The sequence below is a fragment of the Phycisphaerales bacterium genome, from assembly GCA_040221175.1.
Taxonomy (GTDB): Bacteria; Planctomycetota; Phycisphaerae; order Phycisphaerales; family UBA1924; genus JAHCJI01.
The window spans coordinates 590,308-615,178 of the sequence record JAVJVK010000004.1 but is presented as its reverse complement, the minus strand read 5'-3'; the positions used below and the strand labels follow the sequence as shown (position 1 = coordinate 615,178).

Annotated in this window: 28 protein-coding genes; 16 read left to right on the top strand and 12 right to left on the bottom strand. The window is 69.1% G+C overall.

Annotated elements, in window-relative coordinates; all coding sequences use genetic code 11:
• The first annotated feature begins 65 nt into the window (after positions 1–65).
• Complete coding sequence (locus tag RIE32_04935; GenBank protein ID MEQ9095589.1) at positions 66–944, top strand: CHAD domain-containing protein; 879 nt, start codon at positions 66–68, stop codon at positions 942–944.
• On the opposite strand, the gene RIE32_04930 is transcribed toward RIE32_04935, so the two are convergent.
• Positions 927–1,412 carry a hypothetical protein gene (locus RIE32_04930; GenBank protein ID MEQ9095588.1) on the bottom strand — a complete coding sequence of 162 codons (486 nt, stop codon included), beginning with the start codon at positions 1,410–1,412 and terminating at the stop codon, positions 927–929. The two genes, RIE32_04935 and RIE32_04930, sit on opposite strands and share 18 nt — an antisense overlap.
• Before the next feature lie 39 nt (positions 1,413–1,451).
• On the opposite strand from RIE32_04930, the gene RIE32_04925 reads away from it, so the two are divergent.
• Positions 1,452–2,018, top strand: coding sequence for a hypothetical protein (locus RIE32_04925; protein ID MEQ9095587.1), 567 nt, complete (start codon positions 1,452–1,454; stop codon positions 2,016–2,018).
• Positions 2,019–2,083: 65 nt separating this feature from the next.
• Here RIE32_04925 and RIE32_04920 read toward each other — a convergent pair whose 3' ends face one another.
• Positions 2,084–2,677, bottom strand: coding sequence for an NAD(P)H-dependent oxidoreductase subunit E (locus tag RIE32_04920; GenBank protein MEQ9095586.1), 594 nt, complete (start codon positions 2,675–2,677; stop codon positions 2,084–2,086).
• A 78-nt stretch (positions 2,678–2,755) separates the two neighbouring features.
• Positions 2,756–3,511 (bottom strand): lamin tail domain-containing protein, encoded by a 756-nt coding sequence (locus RIE32_04915; protein MEQ9095585.1) that lies wholly within the window; start codon positions 3,509–3,511, stop codon positions 2,756–2,758.
• 54 nt (positions 3,512–3,565) lie between these two features.
• Here RIE32_04915 and RIE32_04910 point away from each other — a divergent pair, with 54 nt between their 5' ends.
• Positions 3,566–4,411, top strand: coding sequence for a hypothetical protein (locus RIE32_04910; GenBank protein MEQ9095584.1), 846 nt, complete (start codon positions 3,566–3,568; stop codon positions 4,409–4,411).
• A 2-nt stretch (positions 4,412–4,413) separates the two neighbouring features.
• Here RIE32_04910 and RIE32_04905 read toward each other — a convergent pair whose 3' ends face one another.
• On the bottom strand, positions 4,414–4,647 hold the full coding sequence (locus RIE32_04905) for a hypothetical protein (GenBank protein ID MEQ9095583.1): 234 nt from the start codon (positions 4,645–4,647) through the stop codon (positions 4,414–4,416).
• Positions 4,648–4,673: 26 nt separating this feature from the next.
• Positions 4,674–5,129, bottom strand: coding sequence for a cytochrome c (locus RIE32_04900; GenBank protein MEQ9095582.1), 456 nt, complete (start codon positions 5,127–5,129; stop codon positions 4,674–4,676).
• Positions 5,130–5,180: 51 nt separating this feature from the next.
• Between RIE32_04900 and RIE32_04895 the strand changes: the two genes are divergently transcribed.
• Entirely contained in the window at positions 5,181–6,407 is a 1,227-nt protein-coding gene (locus RIE32_04895) for a DUF3754 domain-containing protein (GenBank protein MEQ9095581.1), read from the top strand.
• Between the two features lie 9 nt (positions 6,408–6,416).
• Positions 6,417–6,905, top strand: coding sequence for a low molecular weight protein-tyrosine-phosphatase (locus RIE32_04890; GenBank protein ID MEQ9095580.1), 489 nt, complete (start codon positions 6,417–6,419; stop codon positions 6,903–6,905).
• A 331-nt stretch (positions 6,906–7,236) separates the two neighbouring features.
• Here RIE32_04890 and RIE32_04885 read toward each other — a convergent pair whose 3' ends face one another.
• Together RIE32_04885 and RIE32_04880 are read right to left on the bottom strand one after the other, a co-directional pair.
• Positions 7,237–7,776 carry a nucleoside deaminase gene (locus RIE32_04885; protein MEQ9095579.1) on the bottom strand — a complete coding sequence of 180 codons (540 nt, stop codon included), beginning with the start codon at positions 7,774–7,776 and terminating at the stop codon, positions 7,237–7,239.
• Positions 7,777–8,838, bottom strand: a complete 1,062-nt coding sequence (locus RIE32_04880) for a twin-arginine translocase subunit TatC (GenBank protein MEQ9095578.1) — start codon at positions 8,836–8,838, stop codon at positions 7,777–7,779.
• A gap of 196 nt (positions 8,839–9,034) precedes the next feature.
• Here RIE32_04880 and RIE32_04875 point away from each other — a divergent pair, with 196 nt between their 5' ends.
• From RIE32_04875 to RIE32_04860, 4 genes are all read left to right on the top strand, one after another.
• Positions 9,035–9,703: a sigma-70 family RNA polymerase sigma factor gene (locus RIE32_04875; protein MEQ9095577.1), complete on the top strand. Its 669-nt coding sequence runs from the start codon at positions 9,035–9,037 to the stop codon at positions 9,701–9,703.
• Complete coding sequence (locus tag RIE32_04870) at positions 9,700–10,452, top strand: hypothetical protein (protein ID MEQ9095576.1); 753 nt, start codon at positions 9,700–9,702, stop codon at positions 10,450–10,452. Before RIE32_04875 ends, RIE32_04870 begins: the two co-directional genes overlap by 4 nt.
• A 162-nt stretch (positions 10,453–10,614) precedes the next feature.
• On the top strand, positions 10,615–12,036 hold the full coding sequence (locus RIE32_04865; protein MEQ9095575.1) for a PDZ domain-containing protein: 1,422 nt from the start codon (positions 10,615–10,617) through the stop codon (positions 12,034–12,036).
• Between the two features lie 284 nt (positions 12,037–12,320).
• Positions 12,321–13,376 carry a MoxR family ATPase gene (locus tag RIE32_04860; GenBank protein MEQ9095574.1) on the top strand — a complete coding sequence of 352 codons (1,056 nt, stop codon included), beginning with the start codon at positions 12,321–12,323 and terminating at the stop codon, positions 13,374–13,376.
• A 1-nt stretch (position 13,377) separates the two neighbouring features.
• Here the strand turns inward: RIE32_04860 and RIE32_04855 are convergent, their stop codons facing one another.
• The gene (locus RIE32_04855) at positions 13,378–14,262 is read right to left on the bottom strand and encodes a hypothetical protein (protein ID MEQ9095573.1); all 885 of its coding nucleotides are present in this window, start codon (positions 14,260–14,262) and stop codon (positions 13,378–13,380) included.
• 183 nt (positions 14,263–14,445) lie between these two features.
• Here RIE32_04855 and RIE32_04850 point away from each other — a divergent pair, with 183 nt between their 5' ends.
• The 3 genes from RIE32_04850 (at position 14,446) to RIE32_04840 (ending at position 16,048) form a co-directional block, all read left to right on the top strand.
• Complete coding sequence (locus tag RIE32_04850; GenBank protein MEQ9095572.1) at positions 14,446–14,985, top strand: DUF1569 domain-containing protein; 540 nt, start codon at positions 14,446–14,448, stop codon at positions 14,983–14,985.
• Positions 14,985–15,497 carry a hypothetical protein gene (locus tag RIE32_04845; GenBank protein ID MEQ9095571.1) on the top strand — a complete coding sequence of 171 codons (513 nt, stop codon included), beginning with the start codon at positions 14,985–14,987 and terminating at the stop codon, positions 15,495–15,497. The genes RIE32_04850 and RIE32_04845 overlap by 1 nt, the downstream gene beginning before the upstream one ends.
• A gap of 62 nt (positions 15,498–15,559) precedes the next feature.
• Positions 15,560–16,048 (top strand): host attachment protein, encoded by a 489-nt coding sequence (locus tag RIE32_04840; GenBank protein ID MEQ9095570.1) that lies wholly within the window; start codon positions 15,560–15,562, stop codon positions 16,046–16,048.
• 10 nt (positions 16,049–16,058) lie between these two features.
• Here the strand turns inward: RIE32_04840 and RIE32_04835 are convergent, their stop codons facing one another.
• Positions 16,059–17,033, bottom strand: coding sequence for a DUF58 domain-containing protein (locus RIE32_04835; GenBank protein MEQ9095569.1), 975 nt, complete (start codon positions 17,031–17,033; stop codon positions 16,059–16,061).
• A 50-nt stretch (positions 17,034–17,083) separates the two neighbouring features.
• Between RIE32_04835 and cls the strand changes: the two genes are divergently transcribed.
• The gene (cls, locus tag RIE32_04830) at positions 17,084–18,565 is read left to right on the top strand and encodes a cardiolipin synthase (GenBank protein ID MEQ9095568.1); all 1,482 of its coding nucleotides are present in this window, start codon (positions 17,084–17,086) and stop codon (positions 18,563–18,565) included.
• Between the two features lie 65 nt (positions 18,566–18,630).
• On the opposite strand, the gene RIE32_04825 is transcribed toward cls, so the two are convergent.
• The 3 genes from RIE32_04825 to RIE32_04815 all read right to left on the bottom strand — a co-directional run bounded on the left by RIE32_04825 (position 18,631) and on the right by RIE32_04815 (position 21,361).
• Positions 18,631–20,043, bottom strand: coding sequence for a TlpA disulfide reductase family protein (locus tag RIE32_04825; protein MEQ9095567.1), 1,413 nt, complete (start codon positions 20,041–20,043; stop codon positions 18,631–18,633).
• 178 nt (positions 20,044–20,221) lie between these two features.
• Positions 20,222–20,743: an SRPBCC family protein gene (locus RIE32_04820; protein MEQ9095566.1), complete on the bottom strand. Its 522-nt coding sequence runs from the start codon at positions 20,741–20,743 to the stop codon at positions 20,222–20,224.
• Between the two features lie 24 nt (positions 20,744–20,767).
• Positions 20,768–21,361, bottom strand: coding sequence for a DUF4287 domain-containing protein (locus tag RIE32_04815; protein MEQ9095565.1), 594 nt, complete (start codon positions 21,359–21,361; stop codon positions 20,768–20,770).
• 111 nt (positions 21,362–21,472) lie between these two features.
• Between RIE32_04815 and RIE32_04810 the strand changes: the two genes are divergently transcribed.
• The 3 genes from RIE32_04810 (at position 21,473) to RIE32_04800 (ending at position 24,865) form a co-directional block, all read left to right on the top strand.
• Positions 21,473–22,315, top strand: a complete 843-nt coding sequence (locus RIE32_04810) for a hypothetical protein (GenBank protein MEQ9095564.1) — start codon at positions 21,473–21,475, stop codon at positions 22,313–22,315.
• Between the two features lie 333 nt (positions 22,316–22,648).
• Positions 22,649–24,391: a carboxyl transferase domain-containing protein gene (locus tag RIE32_04805; protein MEQ9095563.1), complete on the top strand. Its 1,743-nt coding sequence runs from the start codon at positions 22,649–22,651 to the stop codon at positions 24,389–24,391.
• A 30-nt stretch (positions 24,392–24,421) separates the two neighbouring features.
• On the top strand, positions 24,422–24,865 hold the full coding sequence (locus RIE32_04800) for an META domain-containing protein (protein MEQ9095562.1): 444 nt from the start codon (positions 24,422–24,424) through the stop codon (positions 24,863–24,865).
• The last annotated feature ends 6 nt before the right edge of the window (positions 24,866–24,871 follow it).

Genomic DNA, 24,871 nt, shown 5'->3' with positions numbered 1-24,871 from the left:
CGAGCCCGCGCGACCCGTGATAACCTTGCCCCGCAAGAAGCCCGGACGCGGCGGAGGGGGACGGCGTGGCGTACGAGTTCAAGCAGGGCGAGAAGGTTCGCGCCGGGCTGCGGCGCATCGCCGTGGAGCGCATCGACAAGGCCATCGCCACCATCGAGGGTGCGCGAAGCCCGGACGCTTCGCGCAAGGACGTCGATGCGGCCGTGCACGACGCCCGCAAACGCTGCAAGGAGCTGCGGGCCCTGGTCCGCCTGGTGCGCCCCAGCTTCGATGCCTACCAGCGCGAGAACGCCGAGTTCCGCACCGCCGCACAAATGCTGGCCGACCTGCGCGACGCAACGACCGTGCTGGAGGCATTCGACGCGCTCGTGGACCAACCAGACGCCGAGCGCTTCGCCCCCGTGCGGGCGGCGCTGGCAACCGAGCGGACCGAGGAGGCCGCCGATGCGGACGAGCGCCTGGCCGGCTTCCTCGAGCGCATGACCGACGCCGGCGGCCGGGCTCGGAAGTGGACCCTCGGCGATCGGGACTTCGACGCCATCGGCCCGGGCCTGGAGAAGACATACGCGGGGTGCCGCGACGCCATGGCCCGGGCCAGGGACGAAACCACCACCGACAACCTGCACGAGTGGCGCAAGCGCGTCAAGTACAACCGCTCCCACCTTCGCCTGCTGCGGGGCCTGTTCAAGCCGGTCATCGAGCCCGTGCGCGAGCAGGCCAAGCAGCTCAGCGACCTGCTGGGCGACGAGCACGACCTGGCCGTGCTGGCGGGCGCTCTGCGCGAATCGGACGCCGATGCAGAGCTGGTGGACGAGTTGATCGCACACGCCAAGCAACGCCGCAAGGCGCTGCGGGCCGAGGCGTTCGCCCTGGGGGCTCGCCTGTACGCCCAGCCGCCGGCCGACTACGCCCGCCACGCGGCGCGGCTATGGCGTGTCCGGTGATCGTCGTGCTGGCGACGTTCCCCACCACATCGTCGCGGCCCGGGGCACGATGGCCGCCCGTTGCTCGGGCAGCGGCTGGCCGCGGGCGTCAAGGCGCGTGATCTCCAGCGTGCCCGGCTGGCCGGTGATCTTCAGCACGTAGGGCCCCGGCGGGGGCAGCCGCACGCCGTAGGCCGTGTTGAACGAGGGGTTGCGGGCGTCGCCGCTGGCCGGGTTGGGCCCGGCGCTCAGGTCCATCACCAGCCCCAGCCGCCGCTGGATGAACACCGACCCGCCCCGCGCCAGGGGCTGCTCGTGCCGGCCTCCCGGCGGCACGCCGAAGGTCACCGACCGATCGCCCGCCAGCGGCCCGGAGACGTACGCCTGCCGCGCATCGACCTCGCTGGCGGCGTGGAAGCGCAGCCACGCGCTCGACTCGTTGATCACCGTCAGCGTCGGCCCGGCGCAGCCCGAAAGCAACGGGGCCATCATCACAATAATGCAGCACAGCGACAGACGGAGGCCGCCATGCCCGACCACCCGTACGAGCCCGATCAGCCCGCCGATGAGCCGGTGTTTGCCGAAACGCAGTACCTGCACCAGAACGCCATCGTGCGCTACCTGGTGCCGATCTCGGCGGTCTTCTCGGTGGGCATCGCCGTGGTGGTCATGGCCGCCCAGGGCGCCCCGACAACGAGCCTGGCCATCGCCATCGCCGTCGGCCTGGGCGTGCCCGTGCTGCTGGGCATGCTGCCCCAGCGCACGGTGGTGACCGAGCGCGAGCTCCGGGTGCGCAGTATCGTCGGCTGGGGCCGCCGCGTGCCAACCGCCGACGTCCTGGCGGTCCTGGCCGTGCGCTACAACCCGCTGGCCGACTGCGGCGGCTGGGGATTGCGGACCTCCAGGAAGTACGGCCTGGTCTTCAACATCAGCGGCGACCGGGGCGTGCACGTGCGCTACGCGTGGAAGGGCGCCGAGAAGTCCCTGCTCATCGGCAGCCGACGCGCCGACGAGCTGGCGCGGGCCATCGCACTGGCCGCCGACCTTCCCGCAGATGCGCCCGGGCATGGCGATGCTCCATTGGTGCCGGCATAAGCCAGTGCCGGCCTGAACCGAAATCGGCCTGAACTCAAACCGGCCTGAACCAGTCCCGCCCGAAATCAGCTCGGGATGCTGGCCGACTCGGGGCTCAGGCCCTCGCGGCCGGCGGCCCGGGGCGCTTGATCGCTGGAGCGCATCTCGCTGGCCAGCTGCGCGGCGCGCTCGGGCGTGAGCTGCTCGTGCAGTTCCTCGTCGTACAGCGCCACCGGCGCCGTGCCGCACGAGCCCAGGCACTCCAGCTCCACCAGGCAGACCTTGTCGTCCCTGGTGGTCTCGCCCACGTCGATGTCCAGCGCGTCCTTGATGGCCTGGCTCACCTCGGGCTGGCCGCAGAACTCGCACGCGATCGAACGGCACACGCCGATGACGTGCCGGCCCCGCGGCGCCAGGGCGTATTCCTCGTAGAAGCTGGCCGTGTCCATCACGTCGGCCGGCGAGAGCTCGAGGAAATCGGCGATCTCTTCCATCGCCTGGGGCGGCACCCAGTGGTACTCGTGCTGGATCATGTGCAGCGCCGGCAACAACGCCGCCAGCGTCGTCTCGAAGCGCGGCAGGTAACGCTCGCTGAGCTCGTCGCGCATGGCCTGGGTCAGATAGGGCTCGTCGCGCCGCTCGATCTTGGTGGTGGCCGAGGGCTTTGGGATCCACGCCATGGTCGCTGCTCCGAAGGGAAATCGCGGGCCGAAACGGCCCGATGGTAGGGCCCAAGGCCGCCGCTCGGGCACCGAAGCTCAGGGCGATTCGGCCGGCCGATCCTGCAACGAGGGCGGCTTGGGATAGGCCACGCCTGGGCTGCACGTCTTGCCGTCGATGCGGTCGTGGGCCGCCATGGCGCCGGTGGCGTCGGTCCGCTGCACGCTCGCGCGGGGGATGCCCGTGATCGTGTCCACGTGGTGCGCGTCCGTCGGCGGCGCCTGGTCGGGGTTGCCCCACGCCACCACGTGCACCGGCACCCGCATCGCGTTCTCCAGCAGCACGAAGTCGGCCTGGTTGGCCAGGGCGACGTACCGGCTCGGCACGTCGGCAGTGAAGATGAATGCGCCCTCGAACAGCGGGTTGGGCCCCGGCGGGGCGCGGTGGGTATCGCCCACCGGCCCGGTCCACGTCGCGTCCAGCCCGTTGAACACCACCGCCGTCTGCCCCGGCTCGAGCATCAGGTCGGGGAAGGTGAACGCAAAGCGCCCGTCCTGCCCGCGGTGGCGGTCCACCAGCCGGTAGCCCGCCAGGCTGATCGGCTCGTCGTGCGGATTGGTGATCTCGATGAACTCGTCGCCCGTCGCGTGGCGCGTGCCGTCCTTGTTCGCGTCGCCCCCGCTGGCCGGCACGGCGAACAGCACCTCGGTGATCAAGGGGTGGGGGTAGGGCACCAGCGGCTGCTGGGCGTCGACCTCGGTCGATGCCTCACGCTCGGGCGGATCGCCCGCGGGCCCGCCAGCCTGGCCGAGCAGGATCGCGATCGCCACGATGGAAGAAACCCCCACACCCATGGTTCTAGCCTACCCCCGACAAGACACCGGGGCCACCAGCACGGAGAGCCAGCCATGCGAGTCGCGCGATTCTGGGCAAGGGCGCAGGTAGAAGAAGCCGGCTACGGCCGGGGCGCGTGGGGCGCCTCCGACGCCAGCCTCGACGAGGCGCGGCAGATCGCCGAAGACCGGGCCCGCAGGAAGCTGGCCGAGGTCATCAAGGCCGACGACCCGGGCCTGCACCACTACGAGTACCAGCGGCACGACCTGCCCGAGCCCATCGTGCAGGACGTCCGCAACACCGCCGGCGACCGCATCGCCGCCGTCACCATGAATCGCTACGGTGCCAACGTGCTCAACACCGCCCGCCTGGTCTTCGTCGACGTCGACCTGCCCGAGAAACACCCGGGCGGAGGCCTGCTCGGCAAGCTCTTCGGCCGCAAGCAGCCACCCGCAAACTCCACCGACGCCGCCCTCGAACGGCTCCGCGCCTGGTCATGCCAGAACACGTCAAGCGGGGCCCGCGTCTATCGCACCGCCGCCGGCCTGCGATACCTGCTCACGCATCCTGCGATGTCACCCGACGGCGACGACACGGGGCGCCTGATGGACCAGCTCGGGGCCGATCCGCTCTACGCACGACTCTGCCGGGCCCAGCAGAGCTTCCGCGCCCGCTTGAGCCCCAAGCCATGGCGCATCGGCATCGCCGGCGCCCCCAAGCTCACCTTTGAGAAGCTTGCCGACGCGGACGAGCGGGTCAATGCCTGGCTGCGGAACTACGAGCAGGCGTGCTCGAAGTACGCCGTGTGCGAGCTTGTCGACCAGATCGGCAACACCCGCCCGCCCGACGACGACACCGCCCGCCTGATCACCCTGCACGACGACCTGACGGGCCTGGGCTCGAACCGGCCGCTGGCGTAGGGCTAGTAGACCTGGATGGCCAGCCCGTTCAGTTGCATGGGCTCGCCGGGGAAGACCTCGAAGGTCGTGCTGCCGCCCGGGTCGATGGTGATGGCGGTCCTGGCGCCCTCGCGTCGCATCTCGAAGCTCTGGTCGCTGGTGTTGGTGATCACCACGGTGCGGCTCGATGCGCACCCCGACAACACCAGGCACGCGACACCGCAACCCGCGACACCCACAGCTCTTTGCTTCTTCATCACCTTCTTCTCCCCACGCAGGAAACTTACAAGTCCTGGCGAATCTCCCACACCCGCTCCTCGCTCACCGCGCTCGCGTTATTGCCCCACGACTTGCGGATGTAGGTCAGGATCGCCGCGATGTCGGCGTCGCTCAGGTAGTCCAGCCCCAGCATCTGCTGGCGGTAATCGCCGCTGGGCTCGAGCATCCCCGCCGCGTCGCCCATGCCCTTCACGGTGACCTCCACCAGGTAGCGCACGTCGCCCTCGACCGCCGCATTGCCCGCCAGGGCCGGCTGCATGCCCTGCACGCCCTCGCCCTGAGGCTGGTGGCACATCATGCAGTGCGTCTGGTACAGCGATCGGCCCTCGGCAAGCGACACCACCGACTCGGCCGACCCGATCGAGGCGCCCGGCGTCGACTGCTCGCCGCAGGCCGGCAGGCCCAGCGAGAGCCCGAGCGTCAGGAGAATCAGAGCAACCGCCCAGATCATGCGTGCCATGCCCGATGGTACCCCCGCCCGGCCCGGCCGCCGGGGTCTACGTTCTCCGCGATGGCCGACGCGCCCGCCAGCCCGACGAAACTGGTGACGCCCAAGCTGGCGGAGCTGGGCGACCGCTTCATTCCCATCCGGATTGAGGCGATCGTCGACGCCATCGACGCCGACCCCGACCGCTTCGGCGAGCTGGCCGGCTGGGCCCAGAAGATCTGCAAGGCCACCGAGCGCGTCATCGCCCAGGAAGTGGGGGAGCTGCACCGCCACCTGGACCGCCTCTACGCCGCGGCCAACCCGGACCTGGACGCCCTGGCCGAGCCCAACCCGCTGGTTTCCTTCGCCGACCCGCGCCTGCACGCCGCGCTGGACTACCTCTTCGATCGCGCCAACTTCACGCCGCTCACCGACGTGGGCATCGAGGCGGCCATCCGCGCCGGCAGCGCGTACGGCCTGCGCGTCCGCATCAACCCGGACCGCATCCGCTCGCTCGCGCTGCACGTCCGCGGCCGGGGCACCATCACCCTCGTCCGCCGGGACAAGAAGAAGCCCTGGATCAAGATCGAGCGCGAGATCGAGATCTACACCCGCCTGGCCGTCGTCGCCCGGCTCACCGGCGAGGAGTGCCTGCGCCTCAAGCTCTTCCGCGACATCCCCGTGGCCGACGTCGAGGCCCTGCTGCCCCACGCCGAGGCGACCATGACCGTGCTCGACCGCGCGATGATCGTGGGCATGGGCGCCGGCTCGCTGGGCTCGCTGGCAAAGGTCGCGGTGGTGGGGGCCGCCAGCACCAGCGCGCTGGCCATCCCCGCGGCCATCGGCTTTGGCGGCATGGCCGTCCGCAGCTTCTTCGGCTACAAGCGCAAGAAGAAGCAGCGCACCAGCCACCGCACCGAGCACCTCTACGAGAAGAACCTGGCCAACAACGCCGCCGTGCTGCACACCCTCTGCCGCATGATCGCCCACGAGGAGGCCAAGGCCGCCATCATCGCCTACGCCGTGCTCGCCGCGCGGCACGACCTGCCCGAGCAGGACCGCTGGCCCATCGACGAACTCGCTTCCCGCGCCTCGGCCTACCTCAAGGAACGCTTCAAGATCACCAGCCGCTTCGACGCCAACATCGCCCGCGCCACGCTCGAGCGCCTGGGCCTGATGGAAGACGCCGCCCTGGCCGACCCCGACGTGGCGCTCGAAACCGTCGACGGGCACTGGACCACCCGCGACACCACCGGGTTCCACCTCGAGGCGATCGAGCGGCGCCTCGCCGACGATCAGCACGAGGGCTAGCCTCGCCGCATGACCGACGCGCCACCATCGATCCTCTTCGTGTGCCTGGGCAATATCTGCCGCAGCCCGCTGGCCGAGGGCATCTTCTTGCACCTCGCCCGGCAGCGCGGCATCGACGGGCTGGTGGTCGATTCGTGCGGCACGGGCGGCTGGCACGAGGGCGAGGGCCCCGACGCCCGGGCCCTGGCCGTGGCCCGCACGCGCGGCGTCCACCTGCCCAGCATCGCCAGGCAGGTGCGCGCGCCGCAGGACTTCCAGTCGTTCACCCACATCGTCGCCATGGACGCCAGCAACATGGAGAACCTTCTGGCCCTGGGCGCACCGGCCGAACGCGTGCGGCTCATGCGTTCGTACGACCCCACCCATCGCGACGGCACGGCCCCCGACGTGCCCGATCCCTACTACGGCGGCGACGACGGCTTCGACCGGGTCTATGACATGCTGCTGGCCGCCTGCGAGGGCCTGCTCGACGAGATCCAGACCGGCACGCGGGCGTGAGCCCCTCCCATGGGGAGCCCGCGCCCCGGCACGTCCCGGCGCGAGCCGGTTTTCTCATGGCGCGAGCGTCTTACTTCATGGCGCGAGCGACTTTTTTCATGGTGCGAGCGTCTCGCTCCATGGTGTGAGCGACTTTCTTCATGGTGTGAGCGTCTTGCTCCATGGCGCGAGCGACTTTTTTCATGGTGCGAGCGGCTTACTCCATGGCGCGAGCGGCTCACACCATGAAAAAAGTCATTTCTGCGGCCTTCTTCTCGGACCGGTGGCCCCGCTGGCGTGGCCAAGCGGCCGGTTCTTCCAAACAGAACTCAACCGGATCGGGGCGGGCACGCTACGGCCGCTTCCGCCTGCGCAGGTCCCGGAAGAACGCCCGCAGCAGCTCGCCGCAGGCGTCGGCCTCCACCCCGCCGATGACCTGCGGACGGTGATTCAGGCGCGAGTCCGCCAGCAGGTTCATCAGGCTGCCCGCCGCGCCGGCCTTGGGATCGAACGCGCCGAACACGACCCGACCCACGCGCGCGTTCACGAGCGTCCCGGCGCACATGCAGCAGGGCTCCAGCGTCACTACCAGCGTGCACTGGTTCAGCCGCCAGTCGCCGGTGGCGTGCGCCGCGGCGCGGATGGCCAGCAGCTCGGCGTGCCCGCACGGGTCGGCATCGCCCTCACGCGTGTTGCGAGCTTCGGCCACGACCGCCTCGCTCGACGTCTCGTACACGACCGCCCCGATCGGCGCTTCGCCGGCCCGTGCGGCCTCCCCGGCGAGCTCGATCGCCCGCGTCATCATGCGGCGATCCACTTCCGTCGCATGCTCGGCCGGCAGCGGCTGGGGCGCCCGGGGCGCTCGGCGCTTCTTGAACAAACGCCCAAGCATCTACGGGCTCTCGTCGTCCACGTCGCCCTCGCCCGCCGCGCGAGCCAGCTTCTCGGCCGGCAAGACCCGCGCGATCAAGAGCCCCAGCTCGTACAGCGCATACAGCGGCACGGCCAGCGCGATCATCGAGAGCGGGTCGGCCGGCGTCAGCACCGCCCCGAGCACCGCCGCGATCAGGATCGCGTACTTGCGGTGCCTGCCCATCGCGTGCGGATCGATCAGCCCCGTCCAGCATAGCAGCAGCACGGCCACGGGCGTCTGGAACGCCACCGCCATGGCCAGCGTCAGCTGGAACATCAGCTTGATGTACTCCGACACGCGGAACTGCTGGCTCAGGCCCGCCGTCAGCGCCAAGGGTGAGCCCAGGATCCGCACCGCCGGCCTGCGCTCGCGTGCCTGCAAGACCTCCTCGGGGTCGGCAACCTCGATCGCCGGCAGCCGGCCCACGGCGATGCGCAGCTCCTGAAGCCTCGTGTTGATCCACACCTGCCCCGGCTGCGGATCCGGTGGATCGCCGGCCAGGGCGGGAATCTCGGGAAACACCATCGCCGCCGGCGGCTCGGCCCGGCCGGGATCCTGCCCGCCGAGCGTCTGCCCGAACCCGATGAAGAACGCCAGCACGATGGGCATCATCACGAAGTACAGGAAAAGCACCGACAGCAGCGTCAGGCCCACGCTCATCGGCGCCAGCACGTACACGAATCTCCGCTCGGCCGCGTACAGCCCCGGCGCGGCGAACCGCCACGCCTGGAACAGCAGCCACGGCAGGCCCACCAGCACCGCCACGGCGATCGACACCCGCAGGTACGCCCCGAAGGTCTCCATCGGTCCGGTCACCTGCACGACCGGCGGCAGGCCGCGGGCCGTCAGGGCGCCCCGCAGCGGGATCAGCATGGCGTCGATGATCTCGCGACCGAAGATGAGCGACAGCAGCAGGATGGGCGCCAGCCCGATCAGGGCGACGATCAGCCGCCGGCGCAGGTCCTCGATGTGGTCGCCCAGCGGCATCGCCAGCACGTCGTCGTGCGGGCGTCGAGAGCGTGTAGCGGACGGGGTGGGCACGTCGTTCGGTTCCTGAGAGGTGTTCGGCGTGAACCCGCCAGCCCGAGAATCCGAAGTATAACGGCATGGACACACCACAGGGCAGCCATCAATCCGTGTTCGCCGCGCCTCCCGTGGCGGGCTGGGGGCCCGTGCGCATCCGGGCGTGCTCAGGACCGGTCGCCGGCGGGGCGACCGACGGGGAGTGCCACAGCCGATGAGCTCAGACACGACCAATCCGAAACGGACGGCCTCGGTCGACCGCTACCGCGTCGATCCTGCCCTGGTCGAGCGGGCGACCGCCGGCCACGGGGAAGCCGTCCAGCAGTTGTGGCAGAGCCATCGCCGCTGGGTCGCCGCCATCGTGCTGGCGCACATGCCGCGCGAGGCCGACCTGGACGACCTGCTCCAGGACATCGCCGCCACCTTCGTCCGCAGCGTACAGGAACTCCGCACGCCCGGCGCCCTGCGTCCGTGGCTGCGAACGGTCGCCATCAATGCGGCCCGTGCCGAGGGCCGCAAGAAGACACGCCGCCGAAACGCGCTGGACAGCCAGGCCGCCACCGATCCGGGCACCTTCCAGCGCGACGAAACCCCCGACCGCACGGCGGCGATGCCCGACGATGCCGACGAGGTCCGCTGGCTGCTCGACCTGATCGACCAGCTGCCCGAGAGCTATCGCGAACCACTCGTCTTGCGCTGCGTTCGCGGCATGAACTACAAGGCCATCAGCGAATTGACCGGCCTGCCCGAGACCACCATCGAAACGCGCATCGCCAGGGGCCGCCGCATGCTCCGCGAACGCGTCGCCATCGAACGCGACCGCAAGACCGGCGCCGCCGGCGCATCCAGTGATTCGGGGGCACACGGAGAGCCAAACCAATGAGTCCGACCGATCACGATAACCTCGAACCCCAGCCGGTCGACCGCGACCTGTTGATCAGCCGCGTGGTCGACGATGCCGCGACGGCCCGGGACTGGGACCAGCTGCGGGCCCTGGCCGAGTACGACCCCAGCGTGTGGCGCGAACTCTTCGAGGCCCAGCACGCCCAGGCCGACCTGGCCCGGGCGGTCGAGCAGGCCATCGCCATCGCCGATGGCATCGATGCGCCCACCGACGCGCTCACGGGCCCGAGCCTGCGGTTCCGCATCCGCAAGGTCGCAGGCTGGACCGGTTGGGCGCTCGCGGCGGGCGTGGCCATCGCGTGGATGGCGCCGCAGTTGACTCCATCCCGCCCCACTTCGCCGCTTGGGACGCCTCAGCCGGGTGGCCAGGCGTTGCCGTTGGCGGTGGCGGGCAACAACACGTCCAGCCAGCCCAGCCGCTTCGAACTCGTCGATCCGTCCCATGCGTCGGGCAACACCATGCTCGCCGGCGGACCCTACCGCCGCGCGTCGACCAGCTCCGCGGCCACGCCCGAGAGCACCGAACAACTGGTTGCCGAGATGCCCGAGCGCACGCTGCTGGAGGTGCGCCCGCTCCCCGATGGCCGCCTGGAGCTCATCTACGTTCGCAAGCTCATCGAACGCGCCATCGTCGACGACGGCGACCTCTACCAGGTCAAGCCCGACGACGCTGGCATCGATCGCACCGTCCCATATCGCACGCGGCGCCCCTCGTCGGGGCCCATCTGAATCGAGGCTCTCTGTCAGATGGCTGTCAAAAGCCCGCTTACTCACGTCAAGATCGACGGGCCCGACAACGGCCCGCGTCTCTATCTGAAGGATCGGCCAGAAACCGTCGCTCGGCGGGGACCGATCACGACACATCGTCGGAGCGGATAGGAGGTTCACACCATGATCCACAGCAGCAACACAATGATCGATCGCATCGTGCGTGCTGGCGTCGCCACGCCGGCCCTCGCCCTGACCATCCTCGCCGGCGCGGCCTTTGCGCAGTCCGGCGGTGGCAGCGGGCGCGCCTATGAGGTGATCGTCGAGACAGACCAGGACGCTCTCGCAGACAAGCAGGAGGTGCGCCAGGAGGTTCGGACGGTCATCGAGATCAATCGCGTCGTCGATGGCAAGACGCTCACCGTCCGCCGGGTCAACGAGCAGCCCATCGTCGTCAAGCTCGACGGCAAGGAACTCTCCAAGGACCACTACAAGATGAAGGACGGCATGGTGATCATCTCCATGCCCGGCAACGACCGCAAGGTCGAGATCGCCATGCCCGAGCAAGGCGCCGGTCATCCGTTCCAGGGCCGCATCGCGGTTCGGCCGGTCGAGCCGGTGGCCCCGGAACTGCCCGCGCAGATCCAGCTTCGCGGCAACACCGGTGGCGGCTGGGCCCAGGCCCAGGTGGCCGACGCACCGCAGGCCCAGCCCAAGGTCATGCTGGGCGTGGTCATGGCCGAGCCGGATCCGGTGATCCTCGAGCACCTGGGCCTGGACGCCAAGAAGGCCGTCGTGCTCGAGCGCGTGGTCGACGGGCTGCCCGCCGACAAGGCCGGGCTCCAGGCCAAGGACATCATCATCGGATTTGGCGAAAACGCCGAGCCCCGCTCGGCCGACGACATCCGCAAGGTGCTCGCCAAGGCCAAACCCGGGTCGAAGGTGAAGGTCAAGGTCATCCGCAAGGGCCATCCCGTCACGGTCGACCTGAAGTTCGAAGCCTTCGATGCCGAGGCCCTCGGCCGGGCGCCGGCGCCGGTGGTCGGCGGCGCGGCGGGTGAGCTTCGCTTGGCGCCCCAAGCAGGCAACCAGTGGCGGGCGCTCGAGATCGAGCGCGATCAGGCCCATTCGCACATGCAGCGCGCCGAGAAGGCCATGCGTGAAGCCGCCGAGATGCTCGCACGCATGGAGCGCGACGTCGACCACAAGGCCGCCGACGCCCACAAGAAGGCGTCCGAGGCCATCGAGAAGGCCATCCAGGCCATGAAGCAGGGCGAAGCCTTCGGCCTCGAGGTCGAAGACATGCGCCGCATGCAGCAGGAAGCCATCGAGCGGCTCCGCGGCGACATGGGCGCCGGCAACAACCGCCGCTTCTGGGCCGAACGCGGCGAGGGCGGCGGCGGCTTCGCCCTCACCTTCCCGGGCGAAGAGCGCGAAGACGCATGGGCCCAGCGCCTGGAGGAACTCGAAGAGCGCCTCGATCGCCTCGAGCACACTTTCGACAGGGCCATGGATCGCATGGAAGAGCGGACCGAGGCCATGATCGAACGCCTCATGGAACGCCTGGAGCGGGCCCTGGACGAGCGCGACGGCCGCCGCCGGTAAGGAACCAGGCAACGGCCGAGCACACCGAGAAGTTTTTTCTTTCGGGGTGCTGCAACCCGGGCCCCGCCAAGCGGAACAAACCCGGGAGTGAACCTCACGCGACGGGGCCGGCCGGGTAGACGACCCGAACCCGGGCCACCAGCCCCAGTCACGAACTCCCCTACGCCGGGCCTCGGATCGGGCAGGATCCAGGCCCGGCGGTCCTTTTATGCACGCCCGATTCCCTGATGCCCGATCCCCTTCGAGCCGACGCTCGTAGCATGGATCGACCACGGAGGGCCCCCATGAGCGACACCACCCCGCAGGACACCGCCTTCGCCCAGGATGCCTACAAGCGGCTCAAGGGCGAGATCCACAAGGTCATCGTGGGCCAGGACGAAGTCGTCGATCAGATGCTCCTGGCCATGTTCGCCCGGGGCCACGCCCTGGTGGTGGGGGTGCCCGGGCTCGCCAAGACGCTCTTGATCTCCACCATCGCCCGCACGCTGAGCCTCGACTTCAGCCGCATCCAGTTCACCCCCGACCTGATGCCCAGCGACATCACCGGCACCGAGGTCATCGAGGAGAACCGCGCCACGGGCCACCGCGAACTTCGATTCGTCCAGGGGCCGATCTTCGCCAACGTCATCCTGGCGGACGAAATCAACCGCACCCCGCCCAAGACCCAGGCCGCCCTGCTCGAAGCCATGCAGGAGCGCCAGGTCACCATGGGCGGCATGAAGCACGACCTGCCCAGGCCCTTCTTCGTGCTGGCAACGCAGAACCCCATCGAGCAGGAAGGCACCTACCCGCTGCCCGAGGCCCAGCTCGACCGCTTCATGTTCCAGATCCGCATCGCCTACCCCAGCCTCGAGGAAGAGACCGAGATCATCCGCCGCGCCAGCGAGAAGAGTGCCGTGCAGCTCGACGCCGTGCTCAGCGCCGACGACATGGACCGCGTCGCCCGCATGGTCGAGCACCACCCCGTCACCGAGCACGTCATCGCCTACGCCCTGCGGCTCGTTCGCGCGACGCGCATCAACGAGCCCATGGACAACCAGGGCGAGCGCCCAAGGCTGGTCAGCGAGTACCTCTCCTGGGGCGCCGGCCCACGGGCGAGCGAGTACCTCGTCCTGGCCGCCCGGGCCAAGGCCCTGCTCAGCGGCGATGCCATGACGACCGTCGAGCACGTCAAGGCCGTCGCCCGGCCCGTGCTGCGTCACCGCATCCTGACCAACTTCAACGCCGAGGCCGACCGCATCACCACGGACAACATCATCGACGACCTGCTCGAGCACACACCGGTCGACGGCATGAGCGCGGGCGACCGCAAGCAGGTCGACGCCGTGATGAAGTCGTAACTCAGCCCTCGCCGCGGGCGTGGGCAATCAGCGCACGCCGCTGATCGGGCGTCAGCTCCGCAGCAATCTGAAGGAACAGCGCCAGTCGTCCCTTCTGATCTTCGCGGGCGTCCTTGTCCAGCAGCGTCTCTTCGCCATATGCCTGCACCAGCCGGCGGACCGTTCCCTCCTGCTCGGGCGAGAGATTCAACGCCGCGATCAGTTCGTCCAATTGCTCGCCCTTCTGCACGATGGTCCGCTCGTAGGCCGACCGCACCTCTGCCCCCAGGCCCACGAGCGTCTCGATGGCGCGAGCCCGAAGGCGCAAAGCGCCCTGGCCCATCCCGGCACGCTCGGCTTCCAACAACTGCACGCGGTCGGCGATTGCCGCGTCCAGGTACTCCCGTTCCAATCGCGCATGCTCCGCCGCCGCCGGACCCGGCAGGTGCGCACGGATGCGATCGCCCAGGGCGCCCTTTCGCGCTTCGGGCGCCATCGCACGGCGCAAGACGCCGATCGCTTCGACTCGATCCCGCTCATCGCCGCCATTGGCAAGCTTGATCAGTACGTCCAGCCGCTCGACCACCAGATCGTCCAGCAGCCGACGCCGATCCGCCAGGATCGACGCGATGGCCCCATCGGCCGAGGGCTCGACCGTGAAGTTCTCGCGAATCAGCGCAAGCGCGGCCTCGGCGGGATGGCGATCCAGACGCTGGAACGCGCCCGTAAAATCATGACGCACCAGCGTGAGGGGCTCAGCCTGACCGCCCACGCTGGGGCCGGCAAGCAGCGGCGCATCATCCGAATCCTGCTGCAGCGCCAGGCTCGGGCATGCCGCCACGAGCAGGGCCGCGATGGCCAGCGACGTCGGCGTTCGATTCGTCAAGCGAGCCGGGTTGAGCGGCATCGGTGTTCTCCCTTCTCTCCGCGTGGAGGCGGTCCTGCCCCCGTCCGAGTCTCTGGGATGCGCCATCGGCACATTTCGGTCCGGCTTTCATCGATGCAAACGTCGGCGCCTCGTTCCCATTGCAGCCAGTCCCCGGGCCCGAGGGCACTACCATCGCCCGACAGGGGAGCGAAAGGAGACTGCATGTCACAAACCGCCCAATCCGCACCACCTGCCGAAGTCGATACCAAGATCGCCCCCCGTCGCGACCTCGCGTTCGCATCGTTTGATGAGGTCTCCGAAGACCTGGATCGCATCGAGGCCTCGCTCAATGCGGGCGCGCTGACCGCCACGGGAAACTGGACGCCGGGCCAGAACTTCGAGCACCTGGCCAAGTTCCTGCGCTTCGCCTACGACGGCTTCCCCTCCAAGGCGCCGCCCCCCATTCGCTGGATCGCCCGCATGATGCTCAAAAAGAAGGCAACCCAGAGCGAAGAGCCTCTGCCCTCGGGCTTCAAGTTGCCAAAGCAGGCATCGGCCCTGCTCCCAAGCGACGATGTCGGCGATGCCGAGGGACTGGCACTCCTGCGCGAGCAGATCGCCCGCATCCACGCGGGCGAAGCCATGACCCAGCCCAGCCCGCTGCTCGGCCAACTCACCCACGAAGAGTGGCTCACGCTCCAGCGCAAGCACATGGCGCTGCACCTCTCGTTCCTGCATCCCCAGGGGGCGCCGCCCCGCTGATGCCGCTGCGAACCATCCAGATCATCTGTGCCGCCCTCATCGCGGGTCTCTTGACGCTCACGGCCATCATGGGCGGGTTCGCATATGCGCGCGTCGCCACGCCCGCGCCGGCCCTCATCGCCCCGCTGGCCGGCGCGGCGGCGCTGTCGATTCCCGCCTGCGTGCTGGTGGGCATTGCCGTCAAGTCGAGCCAACTCCAGCAGGCCCGTCTCCACTGGCTCCGCGATCACGGCGACGACGAACATCGAGCCATCAATACGTTCGAAGACGCATACGCCCGGGGCACGCTGGTCCAACTTGCCGCCATCGAAGGCTTCGGCCTGCTCGGCGCCACGTGCGCCCTGGTGACCGGTCAGCTGCTCTTCCTCGTGTCGCCGATGCTGGCCATCATCGGCATCGGCCTCGTATTTCCCACCGAAGCCAAGTTCCGGGCCATCGTGACCCACCTCACCCGGCCCCCCGACGAACGTGAAACTCGATTCATCGAGTCGCAAGGGCCCGATTCACGTTGATCTTCCACACTCCCGCAGGAGCTTGAGTTGTTGCGTGAGTTCCAAGCCGAAGGGAGATCTCGATGCCGTCATCCGACAAGTCCGCAGCCGTAGCCGTCGTCGATCAGCGCGTTGCCAAGCTGCTCATCGCCCGGCCGACCATGGGCAAGGCGATCGACCTCACCGAGACTGCCTCGATCACCAACGGCCATGACGACGAACACGAGCGCACCCGGCCGGACATGCTCTCGGGCCCGGGCAAGCGAGGGGCCGAGGCCGGCACCGGCGTCGTGGGCGGTCCGCATATGGTCAACGACACGCAGGGCACCGAGGCCGAAGAGGACCGCCGCTTTGCACGCGAAGTCGCCGCATGGCTGGCCGGCCGCAGCGAGCGCACCGATGGACAGCGTCTCAAGGTCTTCGCGTCCCGTCGCTTCCTCGGCATGCTGCGCGATCAACTCGATCCCAACAACACCGGCCACATCGAGCTGAAGGACGGCGAATTCGCCCAGATGCCACACGCCGAACTGCGCACCCACGCGGCCCTGCGCACGGCATTGCCCTTCAAGTAAGCTCAATCGATCAAGACAGCACGCCCCGAGCCCGCAGCGAACCCGTAAGCACGTCGCGGGCTTCCGTATCGCTGGGCAGCAACATGTAACCAATGCCCCGGGCGCTCGCCAGCTTCGCCAGCCGGTCGTTGTGCGCCTGCAGCCGCTTGCGATAGCCGGCGATCAGCGAAGGCGTCACCGTCACCTCGGCCGTCCGCCCGCTTTCCACGTCGGTCAGCATCACGTCGCCCAGCAGCCCCGCATCGGCCTCGCTCGCCGGGTCGATTTCCCCGGGCGCCAGCACTTGGATCAGCACCGTGTCAAAGCCCCCACCCTGCGCAAACGCCATGGCGTTCAGCGCGGGCGTCATGTCTTCGTCGGTCAGGAAGTCACTCAGCACCACCAGCACGCCCTTGCCCACGCGTGCACGGGCAAGACGCAGCAGCGCCGGTACGAGCTCGGGGCGATTGGGCGTCACGCCGCCCGGCTCGGCCACCGCCTGGCGATACACGAATTCAAGCAGCCGTCCAGCGCCCGATCGCCCCCGCACCGGCGGCATGCGCACCACGTCGGGCCGCCCAGGCACGCCCAGCGCCCACACGCTCACCCGGTCCTGGTTGCTCAGCCCGACGTAGGCGATCGCCGTCGCCAGCCGACGGGCGAGTTCCAGCTTCGGCGGCCGGCCCGCTTCCATCGACCGCGAGCAGTCGATCGCCACGTGCAGGGCCAGGTCCTCTTCTTCCAGAAACAGCTTCAGGAAGAGCTTCTCGAGCCGGGCGTACAGGTTCCAGTCCAGGTGCCGAAGGTCGTCCCCACGCACGTACTCGCGGAAGTCATCGAACTCGACGCTCTGCCCCCGCTTCTTGCTCCGGCGCTCGCCGGGCAGCTTGCCCGCGAAGATCTTGCGGCTCCGCAGCCGCATCCGCCCGAGCACCTCCAGCAGCGCCGGACCGAGCGCCTCTTCGAGCGATTGCGGGTTGGATGGTCGGCCCGGGGCGTGCAGCACGGCTTGCTCCTCGTCCGATGGTACCGACCCGGGCCGGTCAACAATCACCCATGCGTGACTTTCCCATGTTCCTCGCCCAGGCCGATGGCGGCGCTTCCCTTTCCGCCTGGCTTCCCCTGGGCTACCTGCTCCTGGAGTGGATCGTCCGGCTCGTGCTGGCGCCCATCATCATCCGCAAGCACACCGCCGGGGAGGCCATGGCGTGGCTCGCCCTCACGCTCTTCCAGCCCATCCCGGGCGCGTTGCTCTATGCCGCCTTCGGTCGCCAGTTGCTCGGTCGCCGCCGCGTGCGAGCCAACCAGCGCGCCGCGCAGCTCGTGGAAACGGTCGACCGCCTGAACATGCTCGAGCAGCATGCCGCGCCAAGCGACGCTATCGATCCGGGGTACCGAGACCTCTTCCGACTGGCGACGATGGTGGGGGGCACCAGGCCCCTGGTGGGCAACAACGGCGACATCGTCGACAGCGAGCACTTCATCGATCAGCTCGTCGCTTCCATCGATGCCGCCGAGAACCACGTCCACCTGCTCACCTACATCTTCCGCGATGACGCCAACGGACGCAAGGTCGCCGAGGCACTCGTGCGCGCATCGGGCCGCGGCGTCGTGTGCCGGGTCCTGGCCGACGGCTCCGGATCGGCGGACTTCTTTTCGACGCTCGCGCCGAGGATGCGCAGGGGCGGCGTCGAAGTGCGCGATGCGCTCCCGAGCCGGTTCTTCCGGCGCACGTTTGCGCGCATCGACGTGCGTAACCATCGCAAGCTCGTCGTCATCGATGGACACACCGCCTATACGGGCAGCCAGAACATCTGCGATCTGGACTACGGCAACCGTCGCTATGGCCCGTGGATCGACCTGACGGCGCGCATCACCGGCCCCCTTGCCACGCAGATGCAGCTGCTGTTCTTCGAGGACTGGGTCGCCGAAACCGGCGTCATGCCCGGGCCCGAGGCCGATCTCTTCCCGACGCCCGAACACTGCGGCCCGATCGTGGTGCAGGCCCTTCCAAGCGGGCCCGGCCGACGCGAAGAGGCCTTTCGCGACGTCATCCTCAGCGCCATCAACGAGGCCAACCACCGCATCGTCATGGTGACGCCGTACCTCATTCCCGATCCGCCAACCCAGCTCGCGCTCCGGTTGCGGGCCGTCGCCGGCGTCAGGGTCGACATCATCATCCCCGAGAAGACCAACTCGTTCCTGGTCAACGCCGCCGCCAAGAGCGTGCTCGAAGAACTCATCGATGCCGGCGCCAGGGTCCACCTTCACCAGAAGGGCCTGCTGCACGTCAAGGCGCTGACCGTCGACGAATCGCTCAGCGTCTTCGGCTCGGGCAACTTCGATCGGCGAAGCTTCAGGCTCAACTACGAGCTCAACCTCCTCGCCCACGGCAAGGACGTCACCCTCGCGCTCCGCCACCGCCTGGAGCAGTACCTGCCGGACTGCCGACCCCTGGATCGACGCGAGCTGGCCGACCGGCCATGGATCCAGAAGCTCGCCGACGACACCGCCAAGATCGTCTCGCCCCTGCTGTAGTGCGCACGAAAAAGGGGCCCGCGAGCAAGCCCGCGGCCCCTGCTGGTGATCGTTCTGCAGTGGCGTCAGCCCTGCGGCTTGTTCTCTTGGGGCTCGCTCCTGGGCTTGGCGTTGGCCGGCGCCGGCGGCTCCACGCCCATCTCCTTCAGCAGCGCATCGATCTTCTCGGTCTTCTCGTCCATCGGGGCCGCCGGGTGCATGCCATTGAAGCGCACCCTGCCCTGCCCATCCACGATCGCCACGTGCGGAATGCCGTTGACGTTAAAGTCGGGGTTGAAGACGTTCTGCTCGGTAAACACCACCGGCCACGTCACGTCGTGCGCCTCCATCACGGCGGGCATCAGCTCGTGCTCCTTCTGCGGGTCACCCTCGCAGTCGACCGGGCCCTCTTCGCCCGGCAGCCCGTAGACCGCGCCCTGCAGGCTTGTCACGCCGATGATCTTGACCGGCTTGCCCTTGTAATACTCCTGCAGCTCGCGCACCTTCGGAAAGCTGGCGATGCACGGGCCGCACCACGTGGCCCAGAAGTCGATCACCACCACGTTGCCCTTCAGGTCATCGAACGACGTGATGGACGAATCGCTCGACCACGTGATGGTCATCTCGGGCATCGCATGGTCGATCAGCATCCCCCGCGCCGCCGCGCCATCGATTTGCTTCAGCGCGTTCTCGACGTAGGCAAGCGTCTCGCCCAGCACAGGCTCGCCCTCCTCGTCCGTCGCCTCCACCGCCCGGCGCATCATGTCCACCAGCCCGACGCGGATCGCTTCCTTGCGCTCGTCGCTCAGTTCCTTGATGCGAGGTACGGTCTGCCAGAACAGCGCGGCATCGGTGGCCATCTCCGGTGGCGCATCGGCCAGCATCACGCCCAGGGCGATGACGCTCTCCTTCTGCGCCTCCATGTTCTCGGGCGCCGTCGCGTTGATCGCCCGGCCGATGTTCGACACCTTGCCCTGCCGCACGGCCTCGTGCAGCTTCGGGTGGCTGAGCACCGCCTGGAGCACCTCGGCCTGCGTCTGCGGCGTGGGCCGATGCGTGCGCGTGGGCACCCCGCGCAGCAGCAGGTCGAGCGTGCGCAGCGAGACCTCGCGGACGCTACCCGGCTCGGCCTTGGGCAGCAACTCGGCCACCCGCGCCGTCGCCTGCTCGCGCGCCTCGTCGCCGTTGAACAGGCCCGCCGCGTACAGCGTGGCCAGCCCCTCTCCATCCAGCGAGCCAAGGTCGACCTGCGAGAGCGTCTTGCGGTGCAGTTCGATCCACGCGTCGAACGTGGCCTCGCCCGAGGCGCGCACCGCGTCCCACTCTTCGTAGTAGGCCTCCACGAGCGCATCCAGGTCCACCGGCCCGGCCGCCTGCTCGCCCTGCTGGGCAACCGCTTGCGGCTGGTCCTGGTGCTCGTCGGCCTGCGCCAGCGCAGTGCCGGCGGCCATCAGCAGCGCGATGGCCGGGGTCAGGGTTCTCGTGGGAATGCTCGGCATGTTCGAATCTCCCTTTCGTTCTGGTCTGGTCTGGGCTGGGTCTAGTCTGGGCAGCCCTGGGCGTCGCCGCGGCCCGGTGGCACGCGCGGGCGCGCCCCAAGCGTAGTGGCCGGGCGTCGCGGTGCGCTGGCACGCTGAACAGCGTCCGAATAGGGCCTCACCAAGCCCGGATGGCCCCTCACGCCGATTGGCCGGCGCCGTTCCGCCCTTCCACGTACGCCTTGATGTCGGCCAGGTCCTTCTCCATCATCTTCCGCATCGTGCCCTTCATCATCAGGCCCATGATCGGCGAGACGACCTTGGCCACCAGCGTCTGCGGCTGGCTCTTGATGTCGTAGCTCAGCCGGCAACCGCCACTCCGCTCGCCACTCTGCCCACCAGCCTGCCCGCCGCCGGGCGTTTCATCCAGGCACGTCACGCGGCTGTCGAACTTCACCCCGCACGACACCGCGCTGAGCGTGTACGCCCGCGGCGGGTCGAACTCGGTGACCTCCATCTCCTCGACCGCCTGCTTTCCCATCATCGTGCGCGCCTCCCTGAAGCGCGTGCCCACGCCGATGGGCGTCCCGTCGCGGGCGGGTTGGAGCATCTCCACCGAGTCGATGCCCCCGACCATGTCCGCCGCGTTGGGAAAGTCGCTGACCGCCGAGAACACCGCCTCCTGCGTCGCGTCGATGTGGGTCGAAAGAAACATCCGCATCGTGTGCTCCCCTTCCGTGCCGACTCAGGCCTTGTCGTATGCTTCGCGCAGGTACGCCACCACCTCGGTGTCGATGTCCTTGACGCCCTCCAGCCGCACGCGATGGCTCACCATCGAGTTGAAGCTGCCCGAGGCCTCCAGCCGGTCCGTCGCGGTCTTCGGCGGCTCCTTGAGCTGGATGCCCACGTCCACCCGCGTCTTCGTGCTGGGCTGGATGAGCGCGAACTGCTTGCTCCGCCGCAGGCTCACGTAGGTCTTCTTGGGCGACACCTCGACGTCCTTGCCGAACGCCTTCACCTTCTTGATCAGCGCGTCGTAGATGGGCTTCAGGTCGGCCTTGGCCCCGGCGTACTGGGCGGCGACGAGATCGTCGCCCTCGCCCGCGCCCGCGCTCGCCTTCTTCCCGCTGGCCGCCCCCGCCTGGCCCTTCATCTCGTGGGCGATCAGGTTCGCGTAGCCGTGCCCGAGCCCGTGCTCTTCCTTCAGGAACTTGACGACCTCGCCGTGCTTCTCGAAGCCAGAACCCTTCGCAACCTTCGCCCATTGCGCCAGGCTCTTGCCGGTGTTCTTCTTCAGGTTCTCGGCCATGGTCCTGGCCATCTCTTCGGGCGTCGCCATGGCGTTCTCCTGATCGGGGTCGGTGGAGCGTTCGGCCGGTTCGGTGTCTGTGCAGCCACCCGGATGCCAGTATAGTGGAAGCCCGGCACGCCGCAAGCCGATTTCTGACCCATGCCCGCCCACGCCACCACGTGCCCCTGCGGCTCGCCCATCGACATCGACGACATCAACGTCAAGGAGGGCGTGGCCCTCTGCCGACGCTGCGGCCGGCTCAGCCGCCTGGCCGACCTCGCGGGCGGGGGCGACGCCCGGGCGACCCACGCCCGGGCTCCGGCCTCCACCCACGACCAGGCCGAGGCCCGCAAGGCCATCGCCCTGGCGCACGGCGATCCGCCCCGCGGCTGCGCCCTGAGAGACTACGGCGACCGCGTCACCCTGCGCGCCTCGGCCCGCTCGCTCCCCGGCGTCGCGGGCCTGGCCTTCTTCGCCGCCTTCTGGAACGGCATCGTGGGCATCTTCCTGATCATCGTGGTCTCCAGCTTCCTCCTGCACGCGGGCGTCACGCTGCCGGCCTGGTTTCCCACGCCCATGGGTGGAAGTGGGGGCGGGAGCGGGGGAGGCAACTGGGGCGGGGGCGCCAGTTCCAACATGCCCCTGGGCATGACCATCTTCATGGCCCTGTTCCTCACCCCCTTCGTCCTGATCGGCCTGACGGTCATCGGCGCCCTGCTTACGGCCCTGGTCGGCAAGGTCGAGGTCCGCCTGCGCGGGCCCGACGGCCAGGTCTTCACCGGCGTGGGGCCCTTGGGCTGGAAGCGCCGCTTCGACGCCGACGCCGTCGAGGCCATCCGCTTCACCGACTCGGACGTCAAAGAGGACGGCAAGGCCAAACGGGCCATCGCCATCGAGACCACCACGAAGACGCTGAAGTTCGCCACCCTCCTGCCCGACCAGCGCCGCCTCTGGCTGGGCGGCGTGCTCAAGACCATGCTCCTGCCCGCGCCCCGCCGATAGGCCCGCACGGCCCCGCAAAGCCACCGGCGAGCCCTCTCGTCCATCCCGGGCCCCTTCCAGGGGCCGCGCTCGCCGCGAAGACGCCCGTCTTCTACGTGGAAACCCGTGCCATCAGTCCAATGACGCGTGTCTTTGCCCCAAAAATTCGTGCCTTCACGGCAAAGGCACGGATTCCCGCCGCAAAGGCACGCGTCCCGGCCCCCGATCCGCCCGCCACGGGCGCCGAGCCGCCGGCCATCACCCCGATGCCGCCGGCCCCCGCGGCCGCCGCGGCTCGGGCCCCGCCTGAATACGCTCCCCGGCGTACCCCACCCCAGCCGCCGGAGCCCAGCCTTGCCCGCGACCACGACCGCCCCTTCGACGCCGACGACCCTCAAGGACGCCAACGCCCAGAGCCTCGCCCGCGAGGCGAGGATCCGCATGGGCGGGGGCGATAAGGCCATCGAGCGCCAGCACAAGAAGGCCCGCCTCACCGCCCGCGAACGCATCGCCCGCCTGCTGGACACCTCCATCGACTGGGCGGCCGGCGGCGCCAACCCCCACGAGCACGAGATCCCCGGCTTCATGGAGCTGGGCCTCTGGGCCGCCGACGGCATGTATCAGGAGCACGGCGGCGCCCCGGGCGCGGGCGTGGTCACCGGCATCGGCCTGGTCCAGGGCCGCCGCCACGTGATCATCGCCAACGACGCCACGGTGAAGGCCGGCGCGTTCTTCCCCATGACGTGTAAGAAGATCATCCGCGCCCAGCATGTCGCCCGCATGGCGCGTCTTCCGTTGATCTACCTCGTCGACAGCGCGGGCGTGTACCTGCCATTGCAGGAAGACGTCTTCCCAGACACCGACGACTTCGGCCGCATCTTCTACCTCAACAGCGTCATGAGCGCCGAGGGCCTCCAGCAGACCGCCGCCATCATGGGCTTCTGCGTCGCCGGCGGGGGCTACCTGCCCGTCCTCTGCGATACCTTATTGATGACCGAGGGCAGCGGCCTGTACCTCGCCGGGCCGGCCCTGGTCAAGGCCGCCATCGGCCAGGACGTCACCGACGAGGAGCTCGGCGGCGCTTCCATGCACGCGGCCATCAGCGGCACCATCGACTTCAAGGAGCCCGACGACGACACCTGCCTCACGCGCCTCCGCGAGGTCGTCGGCAAGAACGGCGGCGACGTGCCGGAGGCCCCCGACGCGCGCGAGGGCGTCACGCCCCTGCGCGACGCCCACGACGTCTACGACGTCTTCACCGACAAGTCCGGCCAGCAGTACGACGTGCGTGACGTCCTCGCCTGCGTCCTCGACGCCCGCGCGCTGCCGAACAAGGAGGGCCACGAGAGCCTCGAGCCCGACTTCGACGAGTACAAGGCCGACTACGGCCAGTCGCTGGTCTGCGGCTACGCCCGCATCGGCGGCCACGCCTGCGGCATCGTCGCCAACCAGTGCGAGCTCACCCAGCGCGTTCAGCCCGGCGGCAAAGCGGGGCCGAGCAAGGCCGCCGGCATGCCCCGCGTCATCTACGACGACAGCGCCGACAAGGCCGCCCGCTTCATCATGGACTGCAACCAGCGCAAGATCCCCCTGGTCTTCATCCACGACACGACTGGTTTTATGGTCGGCCGCGACAGCGAGCAGGCCGGCATCATCCGTTCTGGTGCAAAGCTCGTCAACGCCATGAGCAACTGCGTGGTCCCAAAGATCGTGCTCATTACCGGGTCGAGTTATGGCGCCGGCAACTACGCCATGTGCGGCCGCGCCTTCGAGCCCTTCCTCACCCTGGCCTGGCCGGGCAGCAAGTGCGCGGTCATGGGCGCGGCCCAATCGAGCGGCGTGCTCGCGACCATCGAAGAACGCAGCCGCGAGCGCAAGGGCGAGACCATCGACGAACAGACCCACAAGGAAATCCTCGAAGCCGTCCGCGCCAGCTACAACGAGCAGCAGGACATCCACTACGGCGCGGCGCGAGGCTGGGTCGACCGCCTCATCCAGCCCCACAACACCCGCTCCGAACTCATCGACGCCCTCGCCAGCGCCAACCAGGGCTGGGATTACACGCGCGAGTTCAAGACCGGCGTGCTGCAGACCTGAGAACGACGACCCCGCGAAAGGCAGATACTCATGCGAACCATCCTCCTGACCGCCCTGGCCATCGCCACCCTCGCCCTCCTCGGCTGCACCACCAGCACCAAGCCAACCGAGCCCGCCGCCGACGCCTCGGCCATCGGCGCCTGGAGCCTGACCAAGATCGAGGACGAGCGCTACGACCTGCCCAGCGGCGCCCGCTCGCCCACGCTGACGATCACCGAGAGCGGCCGACTTTCGGGCCAGGCCGGCATCAATCGCTTCAGCGGCAGCACCGACGCCGACGCCCTGGAGCAAGGCGAATGGAACCCCGGCGGCATCGTCACCACGCGCATGGGCGGCGAGCCCGAGGCCCTGGCCTTCGAGCAGCAGTACGTCTCGCGCATGCAGCGGGCCGACACCATCGCCGTGGGCCCCCAGTGGCTCGAGCTGCGCATCGGCAGCCGCCCTTTGCTCCGCTTCGCTCGCTCGGGCCAATGACCAACG

Excerpts from the sequence above, each read along its gene's own strand:
- RIE32_04825 (MEQ9095567.1), bottom strand. The coding sequence starts at position 20,043 with ATGCCGAGCATTCCCACGAGAACCCTGACCCCGGCCATCGCGCTGCTG.
- RIE32_04820 (MEQ9095566.1), bottom strand. The coding sequence starts at position 20,743 with ATGCGGATGTTTCTTTCGACCCACATCGACGCGACGCAGGAGGCGGTG.
- RIE32_04840 (MEQ9095570.1), top strand. The coding sequence starts at position 15,560 with ATGCCGTCATCCGACAAGTCCGCAGCCGTAGCCGTCGTCGATCAGCGC.
- RIE32_04915 (MEQ9095585.1), bottom strand. The coding sequence starts at position 3,511 with ATGGGTGTGGGGGTTTCTTCCATCGTGGCGATCGCGATCCTGCTCGGC.
- RIE32_04855 (MEQ9095573.1), bottom strand. The coding sequence starts at position 14,262 with ATGCCGCTCAACCCGGCTCGCTTGACGAATCGAACGCCGACGTCGCTG.
- RIE32_04870 (MEQ9095576.1), top strand. The coding sequence starts at position 9,700 with ATGAGTCCGACCGATCACGATAACCTCGAACCCCAGCCGGTCGACCGC.
- RIE32_04910 (MEQ9095584.1), top strand. The coding sequence starts at position 3,566 with ATGCGAGTCGCGCGATTCTGGGCAAGGGCGCAGGTAGAAGAAGCCGGC.
- RIE32_04860 (MEQ9095574.1), top strand. The coding sequence starts at position 12,321 with ATGAGCGACACCACCCCGCAGGACACCGCCTTCGCCCAGGATGCCTAC.
- RIE32_04905 (MEQ9095583.1), bottom strand. The coding sequence starts at position 4,647 with ATGAAGAAGCAAAGAGCTGTGGGTGTCGCGGGTTGCGGTGTCGCGTGC.
- RIE32_04810 (MEQ9095564.1), top strand. The coding sequence starts at position 21,473 with ATGCCCGCCCACGCCACCACGTGCCCCTGCGGCTCGCCCATCGACATC.
- RIE32_04885 (MEQ9095579.1), bottom strand. The coding sequence starts at position 7,776 with ATGCTTGGGCGTTTGTTCAAGAAGCGCCGAGCGCCCCGGGCGCCCCAG.
- RIE32_04845 (MEQ9095571.1), top strand. The coding sequence starts at position 14,985 with ATGCCGCTGCGAACCATCCAGATCATCTGTGCCGCCCTCATCGCGGGT.
- cls (MEQ9095568.1), top strand. The coding sequence starts at position 17,084 with ATGCGTGACTTTCCCATGTTCCTCGCCCAGGCCGATGGCGGCGCTTCC.
- RIE32_04890 (MEQ9095580.1), top strand. The coding sequence starts at position 6,417 with ATGACCGACGCGCCACCATCGATCCTCTTCGTGTGCCTGGGCAATATC.
- RIE32_04920 (MEQ9095586.1), bottom strand. The coding sequence starts at position 2,677 with ATGGCGTGGATCCCAAAGCCCTCGGCCACCACCAAGATCGAGCGGCGC.
- RIE32_04925 (MEQ9095587.1), top strand. The coding sequence starts at position 1,452 with ATGCCCGACCACCCGTACGAGCCCGATCAGCCCGCCGATGAGCCGGTG.
- RIE32_04900 (MEQ9095582.1), bottom strand. The coding sequence starts at position 5,129 with ATGGCACGCATGATCTGGGCGGTTGCTCTGATTCTCCTGACGCTCGGG.
- RIE32_04850 (MEQ9095572.1), top strand. The coding sequence starts at position 14,446 with ATGTCACAAACCGCCCAATCCGCACCACCTGCCGAAGTCGATACCAAG.
- RIE32_04815 (MEQ9095565.1), bottom strand. The coding sequence starts at position 21,361 with ATGGCGACGCCCGAAGAGATGGCCAGGACCATGGCCGAGAACCTGAAG.
- RIE32_04875 (MEQ9095577.1), top strand. The coding sequence starts at position 9,035 with ATGAGCTCAGACACGACCAATCCGAAACGGACGGCCTCGGTCGACCGC.
- RIE32_04865 (MEQ9095575.1), top strand. The coding sequence starts at position 10,615 with ATGATCCACAGCAGCAACACAATGATCGATCGCATCGTGCGTGCTGGC.
- RIE32_04895 (MEQ9095581.1), top strand. The coding sequence starts at position 5,181 with ATGGCCGACGCGCCCGCCAGCCCGACGAAACTGGTGACGCCCAAGCTG.
- RIE32_04800 (MEQ9095562.1), top strand. The coding sequence starts at position 24,422 with ATGCGAACCATCCTCCTGACCGCCCTGGCCATCGCCACCCTCGCCCTC.
- RIE32_04930 (MEQ9095588.1), bottom strand. The coding sequence starts at position 1,412 with ATGGCCCCGTTGCTTTCGGGCTGCGCCGGGCCGACGCTGACGGTGATC.